This window comes from Priestia sp. MDV22-iso46, assembly GCF_058629175.1.
In genome coordinates this window covers 488,253-506,730 of sequence record NZ_JBZVWT010000002.1, presented here as the reverse complement: position 1 = coordinate 506,730, position 18,478 = coordinate 488,253, and the positions used below count along the sequence as shown (strand labels likewise).

Genomic DNA, 18,478 nt, shown 5'->3' with positions numbered 1-18,478 from the left:
TCTTATCTCTCCTTTTCTTCATTAGCAGTTTGTTCGATTGCTTTTTGAATAGTGGAAGACACATTGTTTTCCACCATATTCACAGCTTGCTTAATCGCGCTAAATACTGCATTCGCATCCGACGAACCGTGCGCTTTGATAACAGGCGCATGCAATCCAAACAGCCCTGCTCCTCCATATTCACTGTAATCCATTTTCGCTTTTAAGCCCTGCAGCTGAGGCTTTAGCACCGCTGCGGCTAACTTGCTTTTTAACGTGCTCATTAATTCTTGTTTAATCATAGAAAACAAGGAAAGCGCCGTTCCTTCAATGCTCTTAAGAGTCATATTCCCTGTAAAACCATCTGTTACAACCACATCCGCTACGCCGTTTAGCAAATCACGGGATTCCACGTTGCCTACAAAATTGAGATCAGCATTCTTTAGCAGCTGAAAGGCTTGCTTTGTTAAATCATTTCCTTTTTTATCCTCAGTTCCAATGTTCAGCAGCCCCACTCTAGGAGCTTGAATGCCGCGTACTTTTTCGGCATACACAGACCCCATCACAGCATACTGGAGCAAATGTTCAGGCTTGGCATCAACGTTTGCACCAACGTCTAGCATTAAAAAGCCTTTTCCATCTAGTGTCGGAAGCGTCGGAGCAAGTGCTGGACGTTCAATGCCTTTGATACGACCTACAATAAAAAGTCCCGCTGTCATTAACGCCCCTGTATTTCCTGCTGAAATACAAGCATCCGCACGACCTTCGGCTACTTCATTTGCCATTAATACCATAGATGCTTGTTTTTTACGGCGCACAGCTCGCACTGGCTCATCAGTTGCATCAATGGTTTCTTCTGTATGAATAATCGAAATACGATCTGAATTTGTTAAATACTTTTTTATTTCTGATTCGTTTCCAATTAACGTAATATGTAATTCTTTAAATTGAGCAGTAGCTTTTTCTACACCTTCAATAATGGCTTTCGGTGCATGATCTCCGCCCATTGCATCAATAGCTAGTTTCATGTTGCGTCTCATCCTTTTTATTATTTATCCTTTGTAGAACGATACATTTTAAAAGTGCCAGAGAACACTTGCTCTTGCCCTACATAGCTGTTTACCTCAACGGTGGTTCGCACTTCACTAGTTGACAGAACTTTCGCTTTTGCTATCACTCGTTCATGAAGCTTAACAGGGCGATGATAACGGATCGACGCATCTGCTGTGAGCGCTAGTTCGTTGTTAATAACAGCGACAGCTAACGAATTAGCTTGCGCAAAAAGGTGGTGACCACGAGCAATTTGATTACGCTGAAACACATGCTCTGTTTTCACATCAAAAATAGATATCGCTGATTGATCTAGTTCAATGTCGATAACTTCTCCAATTACTTCTTCAATCGGAAGCGAACGCACTTCCTCGTCTAGTTGTTTTGAAGCTACATGCTTAATGCGTTCTCGCAGTTCAGGAATCGACAACTCTAGGCGGTCTAATCGAATTGTTTGAACGCTCACTGAAAAACGGTCTGCTAGTTCTTCATCCGTAATAAATGGGTTTTCTTCAATTGTCGTTTTTAATAGCTGCTGTCTTTCTTTTTTACTGCGCTTCATTCTCCACCATCCGAACTTTTAATACTAGGTACTAATAGCAGTATATAATCATTACCTTCTAATTGCAACATTTTTCACATGCTGGATTCTGCGCATTAACGTAGTATTAATGGCCACCAGCCGCTAACTCTTTCACTCTAAGCCGCTTTTTATCTTTATAGACGAAAAGAGATTGAGACATAACTAGATCACTTCAATCTAAAGATGAACAAATGGGATAAAGGAGCTCGTATAGATTGCTTGTTACACCGCTGCTGATTTCCGTGCAAGACTTTGCTTTCCGCGGCCGGCCGGTGATCCTCCTCGTCCCTTACGCTTCTGCGGGGTCTCATCTATTCCGCTTTCCCCGCAGGAGTGCCTTGCCCTTCACTCAACAGTTAAAAGCACCTGCATACCCATCACATACATGAAATCTACGTTCATCATCACAATGAAAAAAATCCGAACGATTGATCGTTCGGATTTTCCTTCAACTAAAATACTTTGTTTCAGTCTCTTTTACTAATCAAATTTTTCTCCAGTTAATACGCCCGTTGCTTCTAGTTGTATTCTCAGCAGTGCAAACTGATCTTCTGTCCAAAAGCTGTCGGAATTTACAAGCTTAGCAGCATCTTCTCGAGCTACTTCAAGCGCACGGTAATCGTGCACCATATCGGCTACTTTAAACTCAGGCATCCCGCTTTGTTTTCTACCAAAGAAATCACCAGGTCCACGAAGCTCTAAGTCTCTTTCTGATAATACAAATCCATCGTTTGTTTCCGTCATAATGGTCATTCGTTCTTTTCCAACTTCTGATTTTGGATCCGCGAGCAGAATACAATACGACTGTGCATCTCCTCGTCCTACGCGTCCTCTTAGCTGATGAAGCTGAGATAACCCAAAGCGCTCTGCATCATAAATGACCATCACGGTTGCATTCGGAACGTTCACTCCTACTTCTACAACCGTTGTTGATACTAAAATCTGCACGTCATTTACGCTAAACTGTTTCATCACTTCTTCTTTTTCATCAGGTGACAATCTTCCGTGCATGAGACCAACGCTTGCTTTTCCATTAAAATAGTGAGTGAGTGTTGCATGTACATCAATTGCATTTTGAACATCCAGCTTGTCCGATTCTTCAATCAACGGACAAATAACGTAAGCTTGTCTGCCGTCATGTATTTCTTTTTCAACGAAATGTAAAATACGTTCAAGCATATCATGTTTTACCCAGTATGTTTCAATTGCCTTACGTCCTGCTGGCATTTCATCAATAATGGACACATCCATTTCCCCAAACACCGTAATAGCAAGGGTTCTTGGAATAGGAGTCGCCGTCATAAACAGTACATCCGGACTCTCTCCTTTTTCACGTAAAACCCGGCGCTGCCCAACTCCAAAGCGGTGCTGTTCATCCGTAATGACGAGCCCTAAACTATTATATATAACTTCGTCTTGAATTAAGGCATGTGTACCTACTAATACATGAACATCTCCGTCTTTCACTCGCTGAAGCAGCTCTCTTCTTGCTTTTCCTTTAACAGACCCTGTTAGCAAGCCTACGCCGATTCCTACCTTTTCAAGCATCGCAGTCAATGACTCAGCATGCTGTTCAGCTAAAATTTCAGTCGGTACCATTAAAGCACCTTGATGCCCTGCTAAAACAGTAGCGTATAAAGCAACCGCTGCTACGACTGTTTTACCTGACCCTACATCACCTTGCAGCAAGCGATTCATGCGATAAGGCGATTTCATATCGTGCGTAATTTCGTTTACTACACGTTTTTGAGCGTTTGTTAACGGAAACGGCAGCAAGTTCGTGAAGTTTACCAGCTCAGTTGAATCAAATACTTGCTTCATTCCAGGCGTTTCTTCTCTTTCGCGCTTTCTAAGCGCCTGCATTTTTAATTGAAAAAGTAGAAATTCTTCATAGACAAATCGACGTCTTGCTTGTTTTAAATCTTCATGATCACGAGGTAAGTGAATACTTCTAACCGCTTCTTCACGCGTTACTAGTTTGTATCTAGAACGAATAGAGGCCGGGAGCATATCCTGAATGCTACTGCCATAATTCTTCAACGCAAGAGAGACGAACTTCCTCATTCCTTTGACCGTTAAGCTGCCTTTAACTGAGTAAACAGGCTCAATCGTTTGATTTTTAACAAACGGAGAAAATTGAAGCTCCTGCAAGTTAATCGTTTGCCGATGCTGATCCCATTTCCCCGTAACCGTAACAGTTTGATCGATTTCTAACTTTGATTTATAGTAAGGGCGATTAAAACAAGTAACCGTAATCAAATAGCGGTTTACTAGCAGCCGAAACGTAAGGCGCGAACGTTTTTTTCCGTAATACGTAAGCGAGGGGACGCTGTGAACCTTTCCTTCTACGGTGACCTTTTCGTCATGCTTTGCTTCAGCCAAATCTTTTAACTCATAATCTTCATAGCGGTATGGGAAATGTTCTAACAAGTCATGCACACTGTGAATATGCATATCCTCTAATGCTTGTGCTGTTTCCTCTCCAATACCTTTAATGGCTTTAATTGAAATAGTTGTTAGTTCATTCACTTTTATTTAATGCAATACCAAAGATCTTCGCTTCAAGCTCGCGACCTGTTGGTGTTGCCGCTAAGCCTCCTTGTGCAGTTTCTCGTAATGCAACCGGCATTGTTTGACCAATTTTATACATAGCATCAATGACTTCATCACATGGAATACGACTTGTAATGCCTGCTAAGGCCATATCTGCTGCAATCATTGCATTCGCCGCTCCCATTGCGTTTCGTTTCACACATGGAACTTCTACTAGCCCCGCTACTGGGTCACATACTAATCCTAGCATATTTTTGAGAGTAATTGCCATTGCTTCAGCTGCCTGACTCGGTGTACCTCCTGCCATTTCAACAATCGCTGCAGCTGCCATACCTGAAGCTGAACCAACTTCTGCTTGACATCCGCCTGCTGCTCCTGAAATAGACGCATTATTGGCTACAACAAACCCAAAAGCACCTGATGTAAATAAAAATTCAATCATTTCTTTACGAGTTGGGTTTAGCTTATTTTGCACTGCAAACAGCGTTCCTGGCACTACTCCCGCAGATCCAGCAGTAGGTGTTGCACAGATTGTCCCCATTGCCGCATTTACTTCGTTTGTCGCTACAGCTTTGCTGACTGCATCTAAAATTAAATTTCCAGATAAAGATTTTCCACTTTGAATATAGTTTTGAAGCAGCACTGCATCTCCGCCTGTTAAACCTGTAACAGACTGTACCCCTTTTAAACCGCGTTCAACCGCTTCTTCCATAACCGTTAAGTTCCGGTCCATTTTTCCCATGATTTCTTCACGAGTAACTCCTGTGATATCTATTTCCTGTTGAATCATAATCTCTGCAATTTTTACATTTTGACTTTCTGCTAATTCTACTAGTTCTGCTACGTTTCGAAACATAGTAACCTCCGCTATCATTCTGTCTTATTTTCACTTTAGAATCATCTATAATCACTCGGCCCCAGTTATTCTCTCAAGCCGGTCCTATTCGCTCTATCCTACTCAACCATTCTTGTTACTTGAATAATGTGAGGCAATGTTTTTAACTCTTCAATTACATCATCTTCAATATTCGTGTCCATTTCAATTGCCATGAGCGCTACTTCTCCGCGCTCTTTGCGAGATACTTCCATATGTCCGATATTAATTGAGTGTTTCATCAAAATATTCGTAACGGTCGCAATGGCACCAAATCGGTCATTATGCACAACGAGAATAGCTGGATTCATGCCTGATAAATTTAATTCAAATCCGTTCAGCTCCGTAATTTGAATTTTCCCTCCGCCAATTGAAATTCCAACAACTTCAATTTCCTTTAATCCGTCGCTCATTTTGATGCGAGCAGTATTCGGATGATCTGTGATTGCCGCTTCCTCAACAAATGTGACGTCCATTCCTTCTTTTTTAGCTAAGTCCAAAGATTGCGGAATACGCTGGTCGAACGTATCAAAATCTAAAATACCGCCAATCAGCGCTACGTCTGTTCCGTGCCCTTTATACGTTTGAGCAAAAGAACCGTACAGTGAAACCACAACTTTTGTGGGCTGCTTGCCAAAAAGCGTTCGGGCAACGCGTCCAATACGCGCTGCACCAGCTGTATGTGAGCTAGATGGTCCAATCATTACCGGACCAATAATATCAAAGACAGATTTATATTTCATAAGGATTTTCCCCCTGCTATTTAGACATTGTTATTACTTATATGTTACTTGAGCTTTTGACTTTTTGGAAGCTTTGTTTCACGCTCTTAAAAAATTTAAAAATTCTCATTTTTATTAGGGATTCACGCATAAAAAAAGCGGTGTATTTATCCATAAAAATAAGATAAGCACACCGCTTTTTTTGCTATATTATGCAGGAAAAGATGAATTACTTAAGCTGCTTCTTGCTCGGAAGCTACATCGTCTACTGTTTTAATTTTAAAGTTTTTAAAAACAACTGAACCTATAAACCCAGCTAATGCTCCCGCTAGTGCGCAAAGTACTGCACAAATTGTGACCTTCATAGGGTCATTAAACCCAAACATCACTGCAAGTCCTGCGATTGGCGTTGCCGTGCCTGCAGCATCATTTACCAATCCGAACAGAGCCACAACTACACCGGCTAGTGCACCTCCAACAAAGTTTGTAATGTAGATAGGAATCGGATTTGCTGAAATAATATTCGCTTGTGTTAAAGGTTCAACTGCAACTGAAATAGTTGTACGACGATCCCCAATTTTTAATCGATCAAACAGCACATAGTTCATGAAAGAAGAACCAAACACAGCAAGAGCTCCAATCGCCATAGGCAATCCCGTTAACCCTAGCATAGCCGTTAAAGCCATTGAGCTAAGCGGAGCCGTTGCTACTACTGTAATCACTCCCCCTAAAATAATTCCCATCAAAATAGGGCTAGCACTTGTTGTATCTTTGATAATTCCTCCAATATTTAAAAGCGTCGCATCTACAATAGGTGAGAATGCATTACCAATTAATCTTGTTAAAGGTGCTGCAATTAAGATGTTGCCTAATAAGTCTAGACCAGCAGGTGCCTTTTTCTCAATAAATTTCACTACAAATGCCATGAGGTATCCCGCAAAAAATCCAGGGAGCAAGCCTAGCCCTGAACACACCACCCCCATCATAAGAGCATATACAGGAGATACTCCTAACGCCAAAGCAACTAGTGCTGCCGCCGCAACTCCTCCCATTCCTCCTGCAGCCTTTCCTACTTCACCTAGGAATGAAATACCTAGTAAATCTCCTCCTACATATGACTGAAAGGCCTCTACGAGAAACGCAGCTACCGCTCCGCTTGCCAGAGCCCCCATTGCTTTCATGCCATAAGGTGCCTTGTTGCTAAACAACCAAAATAAAAATAAAACTAATAATAATAAACCTGTTCCTTTTAAAATATCCACTGTTGTCTCTCCTCTCATGCTGTTTTCTTTCACATTTGACTCAATCAGTTTTCAAAACTACCATACAAACGGGTTCTTTTCAACTAATATACCTAACATACCGAACAATTACAACATTTAAAAGTAAAATAGTTCGTATTTAACTTAAAAAACACAAAAAAGAAGCACCCCTCAGGAGGGATGCTTCTTTTTTTGTTATTCAATTGCAAAAATGTAAGAATATAAAGGTTGATCTCCTTTATGAAGCTCTACCTCAACTTCTTCAAACGTTTCTTCTACAAACGATGTTAGCGCTTCAGCTTCATCATCTGAGACATCCTCTCCTTGAAGAATCGTAAGGATTTCCGCTTCGTCATCAATCATATAAGTCAAAAGCTTTTTCGCTGCTTCTAATTTCTCTGAATCTTTTACGACGATTTTCTTTTCGGCAATACCCATAAAATCGCCTTTAGCTAATTCAAGACCATCAATATTTGTATCGCGAACTGCATACGTTACTTGTCCTGTTTTCACGTGCTGTAGAGCTTCTGTCATTACTTCCTCGTTTTCTTTTAAGCTTTGCTGAGGATTAAATGATAGCAGCGCTGTCATTCCTTGAGGAACCGTTTTAGACGGGACAACCGAAACGTGACTGCCGGCAACAGCAGCCGCTTGGTTAGCAGCCATCACAATATTTCCGTTATTAGGTAAAATCAGTACCTGTTCAGCATTTGTTTCTTGAATCGCTTTGACAATATCCTCCGTACTTGGATTCATTGTTTGTCCGCCTTCAATGACAACCGTTGCCCCAAGGCTCTTGAACAATTCAGCAATTCCTTTTCCCATTGACACAGTAACAATGCCAAAGGGCTGTTTTTCAGCATTTTTTACTGCAGGCTTTTCTTCACCTGAAACAATGCTGCTATGCTGTTCTCTCATGTTTTCAATCTTCATTTTAATTAAACTTCCATATTGCTGCCCGTAGTTTAACACTTCTCCAGGATGCTCAGCGTGAATATGAACTTTCACGATTTCATCATCAGATACTACAAGCAATGAGTCGCCCCATTTACTTAAGTCTTGACGAAACGTTTCTTCAGAAAATGTTTTAGCTGCAGGCTTATCCTCTTCCAGCCTTACCATAAATTCTGTACAATAGCCAAATTCAATATCTTCTGTATTCATATGGCTTTGCGCATGCTTATGATGCTCAGCATTTACGAGTTCATTCATCGAAGGAGCTGACATGGGTACACCCGGAAGTTTTTCACCTTTTAATTCAGCTAAAAACCCTTCATAAATTAAAACAAGCCCTTGGCCTCCGCTATCCACTACGCCTACTTCTTTTAACACGGGTAAAAGATCTGGCGTGCGATTTAACGAAGCATTAGCTTCCTTAAGTACTTCTTCCATGAACAGAATCATATCAGATTGCTTTTTAGCAACAGCCGCTGCTTTTTTAGCAGTATCCTTAGCTACTGTTAAAATAGTTCCTTCGATTGGTTTCATAACAGCTTTATAAGCAGTTTCTACCCCAAGCTCAAGAGCTTCAGCAAACTCAACTGTTGTAATCGCTGACTTTTGCTCAACCGATTTCGCAAAACCGCGGAATAATTGAGATAAAATAACTCCTGAATTACCGCGCGCCCCCATCAATAAGCCCTTAGACAAAGCTTGACTCACTTGGCCGATGTGATCAGATAGTTTATTTTTCACTTCTTTAGCACCAGACGTAATCGATAAGTTCATATTTGTTCCAGTATCACCATCTGGTACAGGAAAAACGTTCAGCGCATCTACATAATCTGCATTGTTAGATAGATGCTGGGCTCCTTGAAGCACCATTTCTCTAAACCGCTTTCCGTCCAACGTTGTCATTGACACGAATCTTCCTCCTTAATTAAACGTTCGTTACACGAACACCCTGCACATAAATATTTACTGAATCAACCGTTAAACCAACCGTTTGTTCCAGTGTGTATTTTACTTTTGTTTGCACATTATGAGCAATTTCAGAAATTTTTGTTCCATAGCTTACGATAATGTACATGTCGATATGTACGTCATCCTCTTCTTGTCTTACCACAATACCTCGTGTAAAGTTTTCTTTGCGAAGAATTTCTGTAAGACCATCTTTAAGCTGATTTTTTGAAGCCATTCCGACAATCCCGTAACAATCAACAGCTGCTCCTCCAGCAATTGTGGCAATTACATCTGTAGAGATATCAATTTGACCATATTTCGTTTTCATTTCGATGGACATACTCGTTCCCCTTTCTACTTTCATAGGTTATAAATATTCTACTATAATCAATCTCGTTTTAAAAGAGGCGTCCAGCTTGTCCCTTTTAAAGATGACAGTATTAGGTATCAACTTATCTTAAAATAAGTAATAGCCCAGGTTATACCTATTTCTACTCTCTATATTATTGAACATAGATTCATTTTATATGTCAAGGAAAATTTCTTGAAAGCTTTTCTCCAGAACTATTGCATTCTCTGTAAGGCTGTGATAAATTAATATAGTATTTCTCAAAACAGAATTGAGTAGTTTTTTTGGTGTTAGGAGGGAAAATCATGGCACGCAAATGTGTAGTAACTGGTAGAAAAGCTCGTTCAGGTAACGCACGTTCTCACGCAATGAACGCTACTAAGCGTAAATGGGGTGCTAACGTTCAAAAAGTACGTATCTTAGTGAACGGTAAACCAAAACGTGTGTACGTTTCAGCTAGAGCCCTTAAGTCTGGTAAAGTTCAACGCGTTTAATCTTTATAATGAAAAAGCACCATATTTTATGGTGCTTCTTTTATTATTCCGGCGTTGTTAATCTTTTTTGAACGAATTAAGCATGACCTTTACGATGCCACCTAAAAACTTTGGAAGTTTGATTGTATAGAATTTCATACTGTCCCTCCTAACCGTCTCCACACTTTATCTCCTTTTAAAGAAAGCCCTATGTCCTGCTCTCATTTTCCATACTTCATCACAAGCAACGTTTATCATTGCTTCTTACCATCATTAATATGCCTTTTGTAAATGAAAAAGTACCTCTTTGTTGAATAAGTTCATTGCTAATACATAAAGTTGAGCCCAGTTCTACTTCATGCTTATTGAGCGGATATTTGAAACCTTCTAGCGTAAGCTCTTTTACACCGCCTGCAAAAGGAACGAATGAAATATAGTGAAACTCCTTTAAACGATCAACATGATAAGTGCCTGGTTCAAACAATTGAATGATATTTTGATTGTCAATCATTTGTACATTCGCTTTCTTTTTTAACCCTTTGTACAGGAGCTGAATGCTTCCAAACATGTGGTCAAGCCTTCCACCTGTTGCTCCAAAGATACAAATACTGTCCGGTTTTTGCCCTATTGCCCACTCAAAAGCAAGTTCCAAATCCGTTGCATCTTTTTCTGCAGGATACAATTCAACATCTTGTAATGCTTCTCTCACTAGCTTAAGCTGCGCATTTGTAATGGAATCAAAATCTCCGAATGCTTTTACGGGCAAAATGTCTTGTTGAAGAAGAAGGAATACGCCACGGTCTACTCCTACCCACTTTACATCATTTGATTGGTGCAGGGGTGGCATATGTTCATCCGGTCCCCCTGCTAGAATATGAATTTTCATTATGTATATGCTCCTTTTCTATTAAAAAATGGACGAAATAAATATGTTTTCTTTATCCTAAAAGAAAAAGCTGCTGTGTACAAGTTCTACTCGTTGTACACAGCAGCTTTTATTACTTACGCTTGAACAGTTGTGCGAATTTGACTAATTGCGCCAGCTCGATCTTCTTGATTATAAATAGCTGAGCCAGCCACTAAGACATTTGCTCCTGCTTCCACACATTTTCTTGCTGTTTCTTCATTAATTCCTCCATCAACCTCTACTTCAATAGAAAGGTGACGAATTTCAATAAGCTGAGAGATTTGCTCAATTTTTGGCAATACACTTGGAATAAAGTTTTGTCCTCCAAAGCCTGGGTTCACCGTCATTAATAAAATAAGATCGATATCTTCTAAGATATGCTTTACCACGTCAATTGGCGTTGCAGGATTTAAAGCAACGCCTGCTTTCATGCCGTGCTCTTTAATTAATTGAATGGTGCGGTGCAAATGAGTACACGCTTCAGCATGTACCGTTAAAATATCAGCACCTGCCTTTGCAAACATTGGAACGTATTGATCTGGGTTTTCAATCATTAAATGCACATCTAATGGCAGTGTTGTGACAGGGCGTACAGCCTCAACGATAAGCGGTCCAATTGTAATATTAGGAACAAAATGGCCATCCATAACGTCTATATGGATGTAGTCTGCTCCACCTGCTTCAACTTCACGAATTTCTTCAGCAAGCTTTGAAAAATTGGCAGATAAAATGGAAGGTGCGATTTTTGTCATTTTTAATACCTCGGCTTTCTTTGCTTAATTTCCTCAATAAATTGCAAGTAATGTTCGTAGCGATAACTCGGAATTTCTTTTTGTTCGTATGCTTCTTTCACCGCACATTTTGGTTCTTTCACATGCAAACAACCTCGAAATTTACACTGTTCACTCAAACGCGACATTTCAGGAAAACAATCGGTTAACTCTTCTACTTCTAATGTTAAAAATTCTAGTGAGCTAAAGCCTGGCGTATCGGCTACTAAACCTTCACCAAACGAAATCAGTTCTACATGACGTGTTGTATGCTTTCCTCTTCCAAGTGACATTGAAATATCATTTGTCTTTAATTCAAGCTCTGGTTTAAGTGTATTTAACAGTGAAGATTTACCTACACCTGACTGTCCGGCAATAACCGTTACGCGATCTTCAAATAACGGCTGAATTTGTTCCATGCCTTTTTCTGTGACTGTCGACGTTAAAATGACCTCATATCCTATTTTACGATATTCTTCGGCATATTGCTCGATTTCTTGCTTTTGCTGCTGTGATAAAAGATCTACTTTTGAAATACAAATAATAGGTTCAATATGATTAGACTCCACTAACACTAAAAATCGGTCAAGAAGCATTGTGCTAAAATCAGGTTCAATCGCTGAAAAAACAAGCAGCGCCTGATCAACATTTGAAATAGGGGGACGAACTAATTCATTTTTACGTTCTTTAATTTCAAGTATATATCCTTCAAGCTTATTTTCCGCCTGAAATACTACATTGTCACCGACTAAAGGCGTTACCTTCTTTTTACGAAAAACACCTCGTCCTCGACATTGCGTTACTTGTCCGTCATGAAGAACATAATAAAATCCGCTAAGGGATTTAATAATTCTTCCTTCTGGCATAACCTCACTCCTATCACTCTGGATATTCAACGTCTTTTTCTTCAATAACTTCCCCGTCTCGGACAATTTTATAAGACGCCTTTTCATTTTCATCAACTAAAACATCGAACGATTCTTTTGTTGTTTCAGTAATCGTTAGTTCTTTAGCAGGAACGGACATATCGTTATCTGCATCTTCGATATAAATTTGTACTTTTTGCGGCTTTGGCTTTTCCTCTTCTGTTCCGGTGGCATCGCCTGTTTCCGTTGCGTCGCCTTGTTCCGTACTTGCTTCGGTGTCAGTCTCTTCTTTATACGGAATAGTCACATCCACTGACACCGTTTGAGGAGCTTTTGGCTCCTTGCCCATTGAGACTGTAATGGTGAGCCTATCACCTTGCTCGATACTCTGCTCCGCTGCAGGCTTTTGAGACATCACAAGACCTTTTTCAACAGTGTCGGAATACGCTGTTTTTACGTCCACTTCAATATCTTCATCTGATGCATAATCTTTTACGCTTTTTTCCGTCCAGCCCGAGAAATCCTTTAATGTAATCTTCGGCGGACCCTTACTTACCCATAGCGTAACCGTTGTATCTTCCGGCACGACTTGTTCGGTTTCTTTAGGCGTCTGATCTGTAATATTGCCTTTCGGTTCTGTGCTTTCAACTTCGATGGATTGGATATCTTTATAATTCTGCTTTTCTAACAGACTTTTTACTTCCGTAAAGCTTCTTCCAATGTACCGGTTAAATGCTTCTTTTTTCTTTCCTGTACTTCGATAAATAATGACATTAGATCCTTCTTTGATAACGTCTCCCGCTTCTGGCATCGTTTTAACCACGTCGCCTTCTTCCACCTCATTATCGGATATATCTTTAGGATTCTTCACTTTAAAGCCTAAAGAAACTAAATCGGTTACTGCTGATTCATAATCTTGATTATGTAAATCAGGAACCTTTACGTCTTTTGGCAGTAATAAAGCCGGAATAAATGTAACAGCGGCTACACTAGCAGCTGCTAGTAGCAAAAAAATTAAAACAAGCGTTACAATCAGCTTGCTTTTGCCTTTTTTCTTTTTCTTCTTTTTTTTCTTCGGCTTTAACTCTTCTTCCTCTTGTTCTTCCCGCTCTAAGTGAGGTGGTTTTCTCACAGGTACGTGCGTTTCTTCGGATTCAACAAAATCCTCCTTAATAACTGGAATGGCTTTTGTCACTTCTTCATCATCAGGCACCGTAAACCTTTGTTCATTATAACGATTTGGATGAACAGCAGACTGTAAATCCGCTTCGAGTTCTTCGACGGAACTGTATCGGTAAAATGGATCTTTAGTTGTTGCTTTTAATACAACATTCTCCACGCTTTGAGGGATAGATGGATTCCATCTTTTTGGAGAAGGTGTTTCTGTCTGTAAATGTTTTAATGCAATTGACACAGCCGATTCCCCAGAAAAAGGGACTCGACCCGTTAGCAATTCAAATAGGACGATGCCAAGCGAATAAATATCAGACCGCTTATTCGCAAGCCCTCCCCTTGCCTGTTCAGGAGATAAATAATGAACAGAGCCCAAAACAGAATTAGTATGCGTAATGGTTGTAGAACTTAGTGCTACGGCAATGCCGAAGTCAGTAACTTTAATGGTATCATCATGATCAATTAAAATATTTTGAGGCTTAATATCCCGGTGAATAATTCCGTACTGATGAGCATGGGCAATAGCTGATGTAATCTGCGTCATAATATGTATGGCTTTATCAAGAGATAGTGGTGATTCTTGCAGAATGTATTGCTTTAATGTCATACCCGGTACATATTCCATGATGATATAGTAAATATCTTCTTCTTCTCCAACATCATAAATGCTGACAATATTAGGATGAGCAATACTCGTAGCAGATTGTGCTTCTCGATGGAAACGCTTTATAAACGCATCGTCACTTGCAAAGTCTAAACGAAGCACTTTAATTGCCACATCACGATCCAAAATCATGTCGCGACCTAAATAGACGTTTGCCATTCCGCCTCCACCAATTACTTGCAATACCTTATAACGGTCGTTTAGCCGTCTACCTATTAGCAACACTCTCACCCACTTTCAGATGTAAAGTCCACAATTGCAAGTGTAATATTGTCTTCTCCACCAAGCTCATTTGCTAATTGAATCAGGCTCGTACCCTTTTCGTGAAGTGATGAACTTGTTGATAACGTTTCGTTCAGCTTTTGTTCCGTTACCTTATTTGTCAGTCCATCTGAACATAATAATAATCGATCTTCTTTTTCCACTTCAATTGTTTTTACATCTAAACTAACATTTTCTTCGGTACCTAGTGCTCGCAATAAGATATTTTTTCGTGGATGATGCTCAGCATCTTCTTTTGTGATTTGACCATTTTTTACGAGTTCATTCACAAGAGAATGATCTTCTGTTACTTGTTGAAATCCATATTCATTTGAAATATAGCATCTGCTGTCTCCTATATTACCAATCGCACAAAACGTATCGGCGCATAAAGCAAGTACAACTGTTGTACCCATACCTTTACACTCTTCATGCTCCTGAGCATACTGATAAATATCTTGATTAATTTGCGAAACATGCGTACGAATCCACTGCGTTGCCTCATCAGGAGACGTTACTTTGTCCGCTTCTTCCCACGCTATTTGCAATTTTTGAACCGCCATCTCACTGGCGACGTCGCCAGCTCGATGACCTCCCATACCATCAGCCACAATTGCAAGCAGCTGATTGTGTTGGTTCAAAAATACCCCTCCGTTATCTTCATTGTGTTGTCTAACTCTCCCTCGGTCTGTCATGAAGACAGTTGCCATACAATCACCTCGTCTCTTCTTTACGCTCCTTCGCACGTAATTGGCCACAAGCTGCATCGATATCATGACCTTGCTCACGACGAATAGTCACGTTAACGCCACGCTTTTTAAGCGTACGTTCAAATGCAAAAATCTGTTCACGCGGTGTACGAACATAATCACGCTCAGGCACATAGTTTACCGGAATCAAGTTCACGTGACATTTAACGTCTTTAATCAAATCCGCTAATTCCTCGGCATGCTCTACTTGATCGTTTACTCCTCCGAATAGACCATACTCAAAGCTAATACGTCTTCCCGTTTTATCCGTATAATATTTAATAGCTTCCATCAAATCAGGAAGTTTGTACGCACGGTTAATTGGCATTAAGCGTGAGCGGATGTCATTGTTTGGAGCGTGAAGTGAAATTGCAAAATTGATTTGCATTTTTTCATCAGCAAACTTATAGATTTTCGGAATGATTCCACTTGTCGATACTGTGATATGACGTGCACCAATATTTAATCCATCATCACTGTTAATTGTTTTTAAGAAGCGCATCATTTCATCATAGTTATCAAACGGCTCCCCAATACCCATAATTACGACAGAGCTCACGCGTTCTCCTTGTTCATCTAGCGCTTTTTGTACTTTTACTACTTGCGCTACGATTTCTCCAGCTTCTAAATTACGCTTTAAACCTCCAAGAGTAGACGCACAGAACGTACAGCCGATGCGACAGCCAACTTGAGTCGTTACGCAGACAGAATTTCCGTATTCATGACGCATAAGCACTGTTTCAATCGTATAACCGTCATGGAGTTCGAATAAAAACTTCATCGTGCCGTCCCCAGACGTTTGCTGAACAACTGTTTTTAATGTCGTTAATGCAAATTTGTCTTTTAATTGTTCACGTAATCCTTTAGATAAGTTTGACATATCGTCAAAGTCCGTTACGCGTTTAACATATAACCAGTCAAAAATTTGTTTAGCACGGAACTTCTTATCTCCGTGTTCTACTAACCAATTTTCTAGGTCGTGCATTTCTAATGAATAAATAGATGGTTTTTGCGGTTTTTCTTCTGCTTTTGCTTTTCTTTTAGCTACTTCTTCCATTTTTACACCTTCTTCTGTAAACATGCAATATAAAATCCATCGCTTTGTGCATCTGGCAGCAATTGAATTTCACCATGTTTTACGTTTTGTTTAAGCTTTTGCGGCATCCGTGCAGCAAGTGTTTCATCTTTTTGGAAATCAGCATGATCTGTTAAAAATGCTGCTACAACATCCCCATTTTCATCTCGGTCAATTGTACATGTACTATATACAAGGGTCCCACCTTTTTTTAATAAAGGCGCAACCGCATTTAAAATATCTTGTTGAATACGCGCCAGCTGCTTTACATCTTGCTCAGTTTTTGTATATTTCAAATCAGGTTTTCGTCTCATTACACCAAAACCTGAGCATGGGGCATCTACTAAGATGCGGTCAAACATTTCTTTATCAAACTGTTCGCCCGCTTTGCGGCTGTCTTGAACCGTCGGCTCAATATTGGTAAGATGCAGACGCTCTGCCTGCTGGGCAATCAGCTTTACTTTATGGTCATGAATGTCCAAGGAAATAACCTTACCACTGTTTTTAAGCTGCTCTGCAATATGAGTTGATTTTCCTCCCGGTGCAGCACAGCTATCTAAAATTAGCTCTTCTGCCTCTGCACCGAGCGCATGAGCCACTAACATAGAGCTTTCATCTTGAACGGTAAACATTCCTTCACGAAATGCTTGTGTATGAGCTGCATTTCCTTTTTGAACTTCTAGCGCTTCTTCTACAAAATGGCCTGGTTCTACAACAATCCCTTCTTTTTCAAGCGCTTCTTTTACTTCATTTTGCGTAAAGCGTGCACTGTTTACTCGGATTGTTTGTTTGGGGGCCATTAAATTAGCTAAACAGATTCCGCGTGTTTTGTCCAATCCATATTGTTCCACCCAGCGTTTTACAAGCCACAATGGATGACTCGTTTCAATCGCCAAGCGCTCCACAGGATTTTGTATTTCTTCTAAAGAAGGCGTGCCGCTGCGCTGAATATTTCGTAAAACGCCGTTTACCATTGAGGCAATTCCTTTGTGACCGCGTTTTTTGGCAATTTCTACTGCTTCATGAAGGATTGCCCGGTCCGGCACCCGGTCTAAATATACCATTTGGTAAAGAGATAAACGAAGCAGCACTCGCACCCAAGGCTGAAGCTTTTTTGGATTTTTCAAGAAAGGCGCTAACCCGTAATCTAACGTATCACGTCTTTGAATCGTTCCATACACAATTTCCGTTAACAGTCCTGCATCTTTTCCTTGAATACCCCGTTTTTGTATGCTGTTATTTAACAATAGATTGCTGAATGCCTGATTTTTTTCAATAGCTAGTAAAATATCTAAAGCTATGTCTCGAACGTTGTACTTACTCATTGACATCCCCTAATACTGTTCCGACTTCAACGGATGTACCTCGTAAATACTGCGCTGCATCCATACGTTTTTTTCCAGCCGGCTGAAGTTCCGTCACTTTAATAGCTGTTTCATTTCCAGTTGCTACTATAAATCCATCCTCTTCAAGTGATAAAACGGTACCCGGTTTGCCTGATGCGGATACTTTCTCTCCCCACCAAATTTTCATGACCTGACCGTCTGCTGTTGTATAAGCAACGGGCCAAGGGTGAAGTCCGCGGATATGGTTATAAATTTCTTCTCCTGTACGGGCCCAATCAATTTTCTCTTGTTCACGCTTAATGTTAGAAGCAAATGTCGCTTCGTCATCGTTTTGTTTAACCGGCGTAATTTCACCTTTTACAAGAGAAGGAATGGTTTCTGAAAGCAATTTTGCACCAGCAGCGCTGAGTTTATCATGAAGTGTGCCAACGTGATCACGTTCTTCAATCGGAACTTCTACCTGTGTTAAGATATCACCTGCATCTAATTTTTCTACCATATACATAATTGTAACACCAGTTTTCGGCTTACCTTGTAGAATTGAATAATGAATCGGCGCGCCTCCGCGCAGTTCAGGTAACAGAGAAGCATGCACGTTAATACAGCCGTATTTAGGCGCTTCTAAAATAGGGGTTGGTAAAATTTGACCAAAAGCCGCTGTTACAATTAGGTCAGGCTCATACGCTAACACTTGCTGATATTCTTCTTCTAAACGAATCTTTTCTGGCTGCAGTACAGGTATTTCATGCTTTAACGCCTCAACTTTTACAGGAGGAGGTGTTAATACGCGCTTGCGTCCTTTTGGTCGGTCCGGCTGTGTAACCACTGCGACCACTTCATATCCATCTTTAAGTAATGTTTGTAAAACCGGCACTGAAAAATCCGGCGTTCCCATAAATACGACTTTCATCGTGTAAAAC

At 40.3% G+C, this 18,478-nt stretch carries 18 protein-coding genes; 1 reads left to right on the top strand and 17 read right to left on the bottom strand.

All coding sequences use genetic code 11. The features are described 5' to 3' along the window. Positions 1-2: 2 nt before the first annotated feature. The 8 genes from plsX to AC4NPH_RS14500 all read right to left on the bottom strand — a co-directional run bounded on the left by plsX (position 3) and on the right by AC4NPH_RS14500 (position 9,265). On the bottom strand, positions 3-1,007 hold the full coding sequence (gene plsX, locus AC4NPH_RS14535) for a phosphate acyltransferase PlsX (RefSeq protein ID WP_028410795.1): 1,005 nt from the start codon (positions 1,005-1,007) through the stop codon (positions 3-5). 20 nt (positions 1,008-1,027) lie between these two features. Beyond that, positions 1,028-1,591: a transcription factor FapR gene (fapR, locus tag AC4NPH_RS14530; RefSeq protein ID WP_013058909.1), complete on the bottom strand. Its 564-nt coding sequence runs from the start codon at positions 1,589-1,591 to the stop codon at positions 1,028-1,030. A gap of 501 nt (positions 1,592-2,092) precedes the next feature. Beyond that, entirely contained in the window at positions 2,093-4,141 is a 2,049-nt protein-coding gene (gene recG, locus AC4NPH_RS14525) for an ATP-dependent DNA helicase RecG (RefSeq protein ID WP_063672609.1), read from the bottom strand. Further along, positions 4,134-5,021 carry an L-serine ammonia-lyase, iron-sulfur-dependent, subunit alpha gene (sdaAA, locus tag AC4NPH_RS14520; protein ID WP_053487702.1) on the bottom strand — a complete coding sequence of 296 codons (888 nt, stop codon included), beginning with the start codon at positions 5,019-5,021 and terminating at the stop codon, positions 4,134-4,136. The genes recG and sdaAA overlap by 8 nt, the downstream gene beginning before the upstream one ends. Before the next feature lie 98 nt (positions 5,022-5,119). Continuing rightward, positions 5,120-5,782, bottom strand: coding sequence for an L-serine ammonia-lyase, iron-sulfur-dependent subunit beta (sdaAB, locus tag AC4NPH_RS14515; RefSeq protein ID WP_013058911.1), 663 nt, complete (start codon positions 5,780-5,782; stop codon positions 5,120-5,122). 212 nt (positions 5,783-5,994) lie between these two features. Then, positions 5,995-7,023 (bottom strand): PTS sugar transporter subunit IIC, encoded by a 1,029-nt coding sequence (locus tag AC4NPH_RS14510; RefSeq protein WP_016765419.1) that lies wholly within the window; start codon positions 7,021-7,023, stop codon positions 5,995-5,997. Positions 7,024-7,218: 195 nt separating this feature from the next. Continuing rightward, positions 7,219-8,886 (bottom strand): DAK2 domain-containing protein, encoded by a 1,668-nt coding sequence (locus tag AC4NPH_RS14505; protein ID WP_053487703.1) that lies wholly within the window; start codon positions 8,884-8,886, stop codon positions 7,219-7,221. Positions 8,887-8,902: 16 nt separating this feature from the next. Further along, positions 8,903-9,265 (bottom strand): Asp23/Gls24 family envelope stress response protein, encoded by a 363-nt coding sequence (locus AC4NPH_RS14500; RefSeq protein WP_013058913.1) that lies wholly within the window; start codon positions 9,263-9,265, stop codon positions 8,903-8,905. 314 nt (positions 9,266-9,579) lie between these two features. Here AC4NPH_RS14500 and rpmB point away from each other — a divergent pair, with 314 nt between their 5' ends. Next, entirely contained in the window at positions 9,580-9,768 is a 189-nt protein-coding gene (gene rpmB, locus AC4NPH_RS14495; protein WP_013058914.1) for a 50S ribosomal protein L28, read from the top strand. A 57-nt stretch (positions 9,769-9,825) separates the two neighbouring features. Here the strand turns inward: rpmB and spoVM are convergent, their stop codons facing one another. The 9 genes from spoVM to fmt all read right to left on the bottom strand — a co-directional run bounded on the left by spoVM (position 9,826) and on the right by fmt (position 18,468). Further along, entirely contained in the window at positions 9,826-9,906 is an 81-nt protein-coding gene (spoVM, locus tag AC4NPH_RS14490; protein ID WP_016765421.1) for a stage V sporulation protein SpoVM, read from the bottom strand. Between the two features lie 79 nt (positions 9,907-9,985). Beyond that, complete coding sequence (locus AC4NPH_RS14485) at positions 9,986-10,633, bottom strand: thiamine diphosphokinase (protein WP_013058915.1); 648 nt, start codon at positions 10,631-10,633, stop codon at positions 9,986-9,988. 116 nt (positions 10,634-10,749) lie between these two features. Next, a complete protein-coding gene (gene rpe / locus AC4NPH_RS14480) occupies positions 10,750-11,406 on the bottom strand; it encodes a ribulose-phosphate 3-epimerase (protein WP_013058916.1) in 657 nt (218 codons plus the stop codon). A 2-nt stretch (positions 11,407-11,408) separates the two neighbouring features. Then, the gene (gene rsgA / locus AC4NPH_RS14475; RefSeq protein ID WP_013058917.1) at positions 11,409-12,290 is read right to left on the bottom strand and encodes a ribosome small subunit-dependent GTPase A; all 882 of its coding nucleotides are present in this window, start codon (positions 12,288-12,290) and stop codon (positions 11,409-11,411) included. Positions 12,291-12,303: 13 nt separating this feature from the next. Further along, positions 12,304-14,349: a Stk1 family PASTA domain-containing Ser/Thr kinase gene (gene pknB / locus AC4NPH_RS14470; RefSeq protein WP_170960230.1), complete on the bottom strand. Its 2,046-nt coding sequence runs from the start codon at positions 14,347-14,349 to the stop codon at positions 12,304-12,306. A 5-nt stretch (positions 14,350-14,354) separates the two neighbouring features. Beyond that, positions 14,355-15,098, bottom strand: a complete 744-nt coding sequence (locus AC4NPH_RS14465; RefSeq protein WP_013058919.1) for a Stp1/IreP family PP2C-type Ser/Thr phosphatase — start codon at positions 15,096-15,098, stop codon at positions 14,355-14,357. A 4-nt stretch (positions 15,099-15,102) separates the two neighbouring features. Then, positions 15,103-16,194 (bottom strand): dual-specificity RNA methyltransferase RlmN, encoded by a 1,092-nt coding sequence (rlmN, locus tag AC4NPH_RS14460; RefSeq protein WP_013058920.1) that lies wholly within the window; start codon positions 16,192-16,194, stop codon positions 15,103-15,105. A 2-nt stretch (positions 16,195-16,196) separates the two neighbouring features. After that, the gene (gene rsmB / locus AC4NPH_RS14455) at positions 16,197-17,537 is read right to left on the bottom strand and encodes a 16S rRNA (cytosine(967)-C(5))-methyltransferase RsmB (protein WP_029320537.1); all 1,341 of its coding nucleotides are present in this window, start codon (positions 17,535-17,537) and stop codon (positions 16,197-16,199) included. Further along, entirely contained in the window at positions 17,530-18,468 is a 939-nt protein-coding gene (gene fmt / locus AC4NPH_RS14450; protein ID WP_013058922.1) for a methionyl-tRNA formyltransferase, read from the bottom strand. The genes rsmB and fmt overlap by 8 nt, the downstream gene beginning before the upstream one ends. Positions 18,469-18,478 lie beyond the last annotated feature (10 nt).

Excerpts from the sequence above, each read along its gene's own strand:
- plsX (WP_028410795.1), bottom strand. The coding sequence starts at position 1,007 with ATGAAACTAGCTATTGATGCAATGGGCGGAGATCATGCACCGAAAGCC.
- fapR (WP_013058909.1), bottom strand. The coding sequence starts at position 1,591 with ATGAAGCGCAGTAAAAAAGAAAGACAGCAGCTATTAAAAACGACAATT.
- sdaAA (WP_053487702.1), bottom strand. The coding sequence starts at position 5,021 with ATGTTTCGAAACGTAGCAGAACTAGTAGAATTAGCAGAAAGTCAAAAT.
- sdaAB (WP_013058911.1), bottom strand. The coding sequence starts at position 5,782 with ATGAAATATAAATCTGTCTTTGATATTATTGGTCCGGTAATGATTGGA.
- AC4NPH_RS14500 (WP_013058913.1), bottom strand. The coding sequence starts at position 9,265 with ATGTCCATCGAAATGAAAACGAAATATGGTCAAATTGATATCTCTACA.
- rpmB (WP_013058914.1), top strand. The coding sequence starts at position 9,580 with ATGGCACGCAAATGTGTAGTAACTGGTAGAAAAGCTCGTTCAGGTAAC.
- spoVM (WP_016765421.1), bottom strand. The coding sequence starts at position 9,906 with ATGAAATTCTATACAATCAAACTTCCAAAGTTTTTAGGTGGCATCGTA.
- AC4NPH_RS14485 (WP_013058915.1), bottom strand. The coding sequence starts at position 10,633 with ATGAAAATTCATATTCTAGCAGGGGGACCGGATGAACATATGCCACCC.
- rpe (WP_013058916.1), bottom strand. The coding sequence starts at position 11,406 with ATGACAAAAATCGCACCTTCCATTTTATCTGCCAATTTTTCAAAGCTT.
- rsgA (WP_013058917.1), bottom strand. The coding sequence starts at position 12,290 with ATGCCAGAAGGAAGAATTATTAAATCCCTTAGCGGATTTTATTATGTT.
- AC4NPH_RS14465 (WP_013058919.1), bottom strand. The coding sequence starts at position 15,098 with ATGGCAACTGTCTTCATGACAGACCGAGGGAGAGTTAGACAACACAAT.
- rlmN (WP_013058920.1), bottom strand. The coding sequence starts at position 16,194 with ATGGAAGAAGTAGCTAAAAGAAAAGCAAAAGCAGAAGAAAAACCGCAA.
- rsmB (WP_029320537.1), bottom strand. The coding sequence starts at position 17,537 with ATGAGTAAGTACAACGTTCGAGACATAGCTTTAGATATTTTACTAGCT.
- fmt (WP_013058922.1), bottom strand. The coding sequence starts at position 18,468 with ATGAAAGTCGTATTTATGGGAACGCCGGATTTTTCAGTGCCGGTTTTA.